The 6,668-nt window shown below is 39.4% G+C and carries 4 protein-coding genes and 1 pseudogene; all 5 read right to left on the reverse strand.

The annotated features are described in order from the left end of the window. Nucleotides 1–55 precede the first annotated feature (55 nt). Complete coding sequence (gene pgdA, locus HMPREF2766_RS07470; RefSeq protein WP_070569001.1) at nucleotides 56–1,447, reverse strand: peptidoglycan-N-acetylglucosamine deacetylase PgdA; 1,392 nt, start codon at nucleotides 1,445–1,447, stop codon at nucleotides 56–58. Between the two features lie 104 nt (nucleotides 1,448–1,551). After that, complete coding sequence (ezrA, locus tag HMPREF2766_RS07475) at nucleotides 1,552–3,279, reverse strand: septation ring formation regulator EzrA (RefSeq protein ID WP_070569004.1); 1,728 nt, start codon at nucleotides 3,277–3,279, stop codon at nucleotides 1,552–1,554. Nucleotides 3,280–3,359: 80 nt separating this feature from the next. Further along, nucleotides 3,360–5,306, reverse strand: coding sequence for a DNA topoisomerase (ATP-hydrolyzing) subunit B (gene gyrB / locus HMPREF2766_RS07480; protein ID WP_000134077.1), 1,947 nt, complete (start codon nucleotides 5,304–5,306; stop codon nucleotides 3,360–3,362). A 13-nt stretch (nucleotides 5,307–5,319) separates the two neighbouring features. Beyond that, nucleotides 5,320–5,883, reverse strand: coding sequence for an HAD-IA family hydrolase (locus tag HMPREF2766_RS07485; protein WP_025168831.1), 564 nt, complete (start codon nucleotides 5,881–5,883; stop codon nucleotides 5,320–5,322). Nucleotides 5,884–6,343: 460 nt separating this feature from the next. Next, nucleotides 6,344–6,668, reverse strand: a pseudogene (locus HMPREF2766_RS07490) (hypothetical protein); the annotation flags it as partial.

The following is a 6,668-nucleotide window of genomic DNA, read 5'->3' on the forward strand; positions in this document are numbered from 1 at the left end:
TCTAAAGAAACAAAATCCTGATTATCAGAACACTTGCTCCTTTAGATTTTAACAATTATTGATCACGATCGTAATAGATCTCGTGAGCCTTCAAGCGAGAATTGAGCAATTCAGGAACGGTCACAAATGTATACCCTTCACCCTTTAAATACTCAATGACACTTGGTAGAGAATTAACTGAAGGACCATGGATATCATGCATAAGAACGATCGATCCATTACGAACTTGACGTTGTATCTCTGTCAAAATAGCTGTTTCATTCTTACTCTTCCAGTCCAAACTATCCACATCCCACATGATAAAGCTCAAGTCTAGACTGTTACGAATATCATCTGTAATGGCACCATAAGGCGGACGCATGAGTTTAGAGCTTGATCCTAAAACTTGAGTTAACAGATCTTCTGTATCAGTGATTTGCTTTTTAGCATCTTCGAGCGAAAGTTGTGAAAGAACGGGATGACTCCAGCTGTGGTTTCCTACAACATGACCTTCTGATTTCATTCGTTTTAGAAGGTTTTCATTACCTGCAATGTTTTTACCAAGTACAAAGAAGGTTGCTTTTACACCATATTTAGCTAAAGTATCCAAAGCTTGCGTGGTTGTAGTAGGATTTGGACCATCGTCAAAGGTTAAGGCTACAACCTTTTTATTTTTTTGAGCAAAGTATGCTTGGTACAGTTCAGCATCCTTTTCTAATAGATAAGAGGACTCAATGACATCAAAGAAACTAGATATTGGCAAAGCAATTTCCTCAACAGTCTCTCCAGCATTAGCAGGATAAAGGATGATTTGACTATCCTTATAATCAAAGCTCCAAGATGTCAATTCTTGGTCTGTGAAGCTCTTTATAACTTGATCAATTTTTGCCTGGTCAAGTTTCTTATCTTCTAGAGTTGATTTGATTTGACTCAGTAAGAGTTCCTTAGCCTTACTTGCATCTTTGAAGAGTTTACTGAGGTCAAAAGCTTTCCCATCTTCGGTCAAGAAAATTTTCCCTAAAGAAGTCTTTTCTTTTTCTTCAACCTTTGATGCAGACAAATCGTAGACTTGCTTGCTGATATTACGAGCAACAACTCCCTTTAAGACGGGATCCAATTGCTCACTATAATAAAAGACCAAGTCCTCTTTATCTTCCAGCTTTTCTTTAATATCCTGGTTGATTTTTTCTCTAACAGACGCAATGACTTCCTCTCCTTGCAGAGGGTAGTAGGCAATCACCTCAGCTTGACCTTTTCGGAAATGGTCCTTCTGACTACCTGAGTTGAATTGCTGGTCCTTTTCGCTTTTTAGCGCTTCAATTTTTTGTTCGTAAGATTGCTTTTGTAGTAGCTTATAACCAATAGCACTTCCTAATAGAATCGTAGCAATTCCTAAGATTCCAACAAGGGAAAGCAATAGCCTTCTCGTTTTATCGTGAGAAACACGTTTCGCTCTATTTTTTTTCATATTTCCATCATATCAAATCGAGGCTATTATTTCAATGATAAACAAGAATTCTGATTTCTTTTTAGAAAAATAAAAAAGCTTAGAAATCTTCTAAGCTTCTATTTTTAAAAACGAATCGCTTCACGTGTTTTCTCATATGAAGTTACAAAACGGTTTGTAACTCCTGGTTCAGCAACTTCCAAGGCTTGTGAAATTTTTTCAAATGATGCCTGGTAGTCAAACTCTTTTTCAAAAATTTCAAGCGCTTCGTTGAAGGCCTCTTGGATACGCTCATCAAATGAACGGTAACGGTTTGAGTATTGGAGTAGTTGCTCAGTCAAGGTTGCATATTGAACGATATCATAGGTTTCTGTTTCAAGTGCTTCCATATCATTTGTTGCGACTTCAAGAATTCGTTTAACCGATTCAATATTCACTTGTGGTTGTTCTAACTCTGCCATCAAATCTTCTGTGTTATGACTTGCAGTAAAGAAAAGCTTCAAGAAACTTTGAGGAATACCTGGCAAGTTTCTCTTCTCCATGTAACGTTTGATGGTGTGCAAACGATTCACATAGACATTGGCTTTTTGGCGAGCATTGAGGTCGTCTTTTTCAATTTGCGCAAGTCGTTCGCTAACTGAGATTTGCTCATCCTCTATATCCTTGAGGTTGCTTTGAAGCATTTCCAACTGTTCTTCAAGAGCAGAGTAGGCTTGTGTTGACTCACCTTGATCCTCTGTCACTTCCATGATTGCCGTATCAAGTGCAGCCAATTCTGCTTGAAGACGACGAACATGATTGCCATCACTTTCAGGAAGAAGGTAGGTTTTAGTCAAGCGTTCAAGGTCCTGAACAAGCACCTGATTATTTTCTTTCAAGTGGTTGAGATAAGTTGGTAATGTAGCAAGAAGACTTTCAACCACTTTTTGAGCTGCAATTTCACGAGTGAAGATATCATAAAGTGCGTTGATTTCTTCTTGGATGCGATTATTTTCATACTCTGCATTGTCCAATTCCAACTGACGAATATTTTCTTGATTATTTTTCAGAGATTCATGCAAAAGTTGGAAACGAGACTCGATATCTGTTTCTGTAAAGTGGTAGTTGGCATCCAACAGCTTGCGATAACCTTCTTCCAAATCTGCTAATTGGTCTGGCAATTCCTTTGTCAAGGTTTCAACAAGAGCTGGAATTCGCTCAACAATGTGTGTCAAAGCAAGAATATGATTTTCAGTTGAATCAAGAATTGCTGCCGCTTCAACTGGGTCACCTGATGAGTTCAAGGTAACAAATTGAGAGAATTCAGATTGGATGTTTTCCAATTGTTTCTCAATCTCAGGAAGGGCCTTCCCATATTTCTCAGAATCTTCTGCAACGGTATGTTGAAGGGATTCAAACAAGTCCAAGGCATGAAGGACACGTCCACTATTCTTAGATTCTTGCTTTTCAAGTTCAGAAAGGGCATTGCGAATAGCTGCAATATCCTCTTCAATTAAACCAATCTGGCTTTCAATTTGATCAAGTTTGTGTGTTGCCTTAAAGAAACGGAAAGAATTGTTGTAGCTTTCAGCTTCAAAAAGGTGATTTTCAATATCAGCAAATGAGTTCAGAGATAAATCAACCCATTTTTGGTTCCATTCACGGAAGGTCACCTGGCTTTGACCAATCAAGTGCATGTTTTTAACGGCTTCAACCTCATCATTTACAGGAAGGTTGTAGAGTTCTTCTTTTCTTTCTTCAAGGGCCGTTAATCTGCTTACATTACGCTTACGTAAAAAGATGGCTGTTACATAAGCTAAGATCAGAATGACTGCAATCGCAACCATTAGATAAATTAGTTGTCCATTAGACATATCAAACTCCTTTTATACTAGAAACAATCGTAATGATTATATCATATTTTTTAAACCAAGGGAACTATTTCCCACATTTTTTAGACGTCAAGTGTACTGTAAACAGCGTTTTCTTCGATAAATTCGCGACGAGGTTCTACTCGATCTCCCATCAACATATCAAAGATTTTATCTGCTTCGGCAGCATCATCTACCGAAACACGCGCCATCAAGCGATGTTCAGGATCCATGGTTGTTTCCCATAATTGGTGGTCATCCATTTCTCCCAAACCTTTATAACGTTGGATGGTTGGTTTTGAGCGCCCTTCACTATGACGTGCTAAGGCTTCTTGGAGTTTAATTTCTTGATCTGCACCAGGTTGAATGTATTCTTTGATCTCACTTCCAACTTTAACCCCATAAATCGGTGGTTGGGCAATGTAGACATAACCTGCCTCTAAGATTGGCTTCATGTAGCGATAAATCAAGGTTAGCAAGAGAGTTCGAATGTGGGCTCCATCAACATCGGCATCGGTCATCAAAACGAGTTTTTGGTAACGAGCCTTAGTGACATCAAATTCTGCACCAAATCCTGTTCCCATGGCTGTGAAAAGACTTCGAATTTCTTCGTTTGCAAGGATTTTATCCATGCTAGCTTTTTCAACGTTCAAGATCTTACCACGAATTGGAAGGATAGCCTGGAACTCACGGTTACGACCAGATTTGGCTGATCCACCAGCTGAGTCTCCTTCGACGATGAAGAGTTCGGTTTCAGCTGGGTTGTTCGAAGAACAGTCTGCTAGTTTTCCAGGAAGATTGGAAATTTCCAAACCAGATTTCTTGCGTGTGACTTCACGCGCACGCTTGGCAGCTACACGAGCCTTGGCAGCCAAGATCCCTTTTTCCACGATACGCTTAGCAATCTGTGGATTTTCCATGAGAAAATCAGAGAAGGCATCGCTGAAGAGGCGATTGGTAATCTTGACTACTTCACTATTCCCCAGTTTGGTCTTGGTTTGTCCTTCAAACTGCGGATTTGGATGCTTAACTGAGATAACTGCTGTCAAACCTTCACGGACATCTTCTCCTGTTAGGTTATCTTCATTGTCTTTTAGTAGCTTATTCTTGCGGGCATAATCATTGATAACACGCGTCAGAGCTGTACGGAAACCTTGCTCATGTGTTCCACCTTCATGGGTGTGAATGTTATTGGCGAAACTCATAACGTTTTCGTGGTAACCGGTTGTGTACTGCATGGCTACTTCAACTGTGATATCATCCATCTCACCGTCTGTGTAGATTGGTGTATCAAAGATCACATCCTTGTTCTCGTTGATATATTCAACGTAGCTAGCAATCCCACCCTCATAGTGGTAATGTTTAGTCTGTTCGAGACCTTCACGCCTATCTGTGATGGAGATTCGAAGGCCTCGATTCAAAAAGGCTAGTTCTTGAATACGTTTGTTTAATTTTTCAAAGTCAAAAGTTGTTGTTTCTGTAAAAATCTCTGGATCTGGTGTGAAGTGAACTGTTGTTCCCGTTTTATCCGTATCTCCAACCACCTCAAGATCAGCAACAACATGACCACGACGGTATTCTTGGTAATGAATCTTACCATTTTTGTGGACATGAACATCTAGTTGCGTTGAAAGAGCGTTTACTACTGATGAACCTACACCGTGCAATCCACCTGAAACCTTGTAACCGCCACCGCCGAATTTTCCTCCAGCGTGAAGAACTGTAAAGACGGTCTCAACAGCGGGACGTCCTGTCTTTTCCTGAATATCAACAGGAATTCCACGCCCATCATCCACTACGGTGATGGAGTTATCTGGCTCTATAAAGACTTGGATGTGACTGGCAAATCCAGCTAGGGCTTCGTCAATTGAGTTATCAACGATTTCCCATACTAGATGGTGAAGACCTTCTTTTGAAGTCGATCCAATATACATACCTGGACGCATACGAACAGCTTCAAGTCCCTCCAAAACTTGAATTTGACTGGCATCATAATCCTGTGCCTGTTGATTTTTGATTTCTTCTGTCATTTTTTCCCTTTTCTTACATGTCTATTGCTTGTCTCAATGTCGCAACGTTATTAAAAAGATAGGCATCTAAGCCAGCAGCTTTACCTGCTTCTACATCTATATTTCTGTCACCAATGACCAAACCAGATGTAATATGATATTTATCACGTAAATAAATCATGGACTCAGGATCTGGTTTTCGTTTAAAGCCAGAACTGGCAGTCACCACCTCGGTGAAGTAGTTCGCTATCTGGGTCTTAGCAAGAAGTTCTAGAACTTGGTCATTTCGATGAGAAACCAAGAAATGGCGACCACCCTTGTCCGAAACGTCTTTGAGTAATTCTGGAATTCCCTCAAACAAAACTGGATGTTCTAGCTCACGCGCTTCATTTTCTTTATAGTTCTCTAAAAAATCCTCGATATCTGGTGCAAACTTCTCGATGGCAAAAGCTGTCGAAACCTTCAAAGCTTCGTAGACTCGGTCGTGTTCTTGCTCTATTCCGTATTGGGCTAAGGTTTCTACAAAGGCTGCAGTAGAAGTCTCATAATTATCCAATAGGGTACCACCTAAATCCCATATATAGTCGTGATATTTCATACCCTTCATTATACCATTTTTTTATGAAAAAAGCGATGATTTCCTAGATTTTTCGGCTCTATAATTTATATAGAGAGTAAAACACTATTGCATCTATGGAGCCTTTTTGTGAAGAATAGCTCCTCTATAAATAATCAAGCAAAATCTTTCTTATCTCAAATGTACAAATTAAAGAATAGAAACTACTAACAACCGCGTCATTGTTCACAAACGAAACGCTTTTGGATTTTCAAACTTTAAAAATAGAATACTCATTGCTTTGAATACCACAATAGAGTGCAGAAAAAGATTATTCCAATATGGAGTCCCTTGTTAATTCATTACAGTTCCCAATGATTCCATCTTTCTTTTCAATTGTAATTTATTCTCCAAACAGGCAAAAAACGATAACGTCCTTTTAAGGTGTTATCGTTTTTGTATATCATCAGATAAAGTTTGATTTTTATTGAGCTAAATTCGATTAGTTTCTTCCGAAGTTTTGACCTCTACCATCGCGGTCAAAATACATCCAACTTCCATCTTCAAGTTGAATCCATTTGCTTCGAGCCATATCCCCTGAATTGGCATCGAAATATCGACTAACCCCATTCACATCAACAACTTTTCCTTTGACTTGCTTGCCGTCTTGCGTGAAATAGAGAGTCTGTTGACCAACCTGCTGCAAGCCTGTCACTGCTTTTCCATCTTGATCAAAATAGTACCACTCATTTTGGGAACCTTCGACAAACTTGTTGGTTGCCATCTCTCCTGAGTTAGCATCAAAGTAACGGATACTCTTATCTGAA

The organism is Streptococcus sp. HMSC076C08, from assembly GCF_001810825.1.
Classification (GTDB): Bacteria; Bacillota; Bacilli; order Lactobacillales; family Streptococcaceae; genus Streptococcus.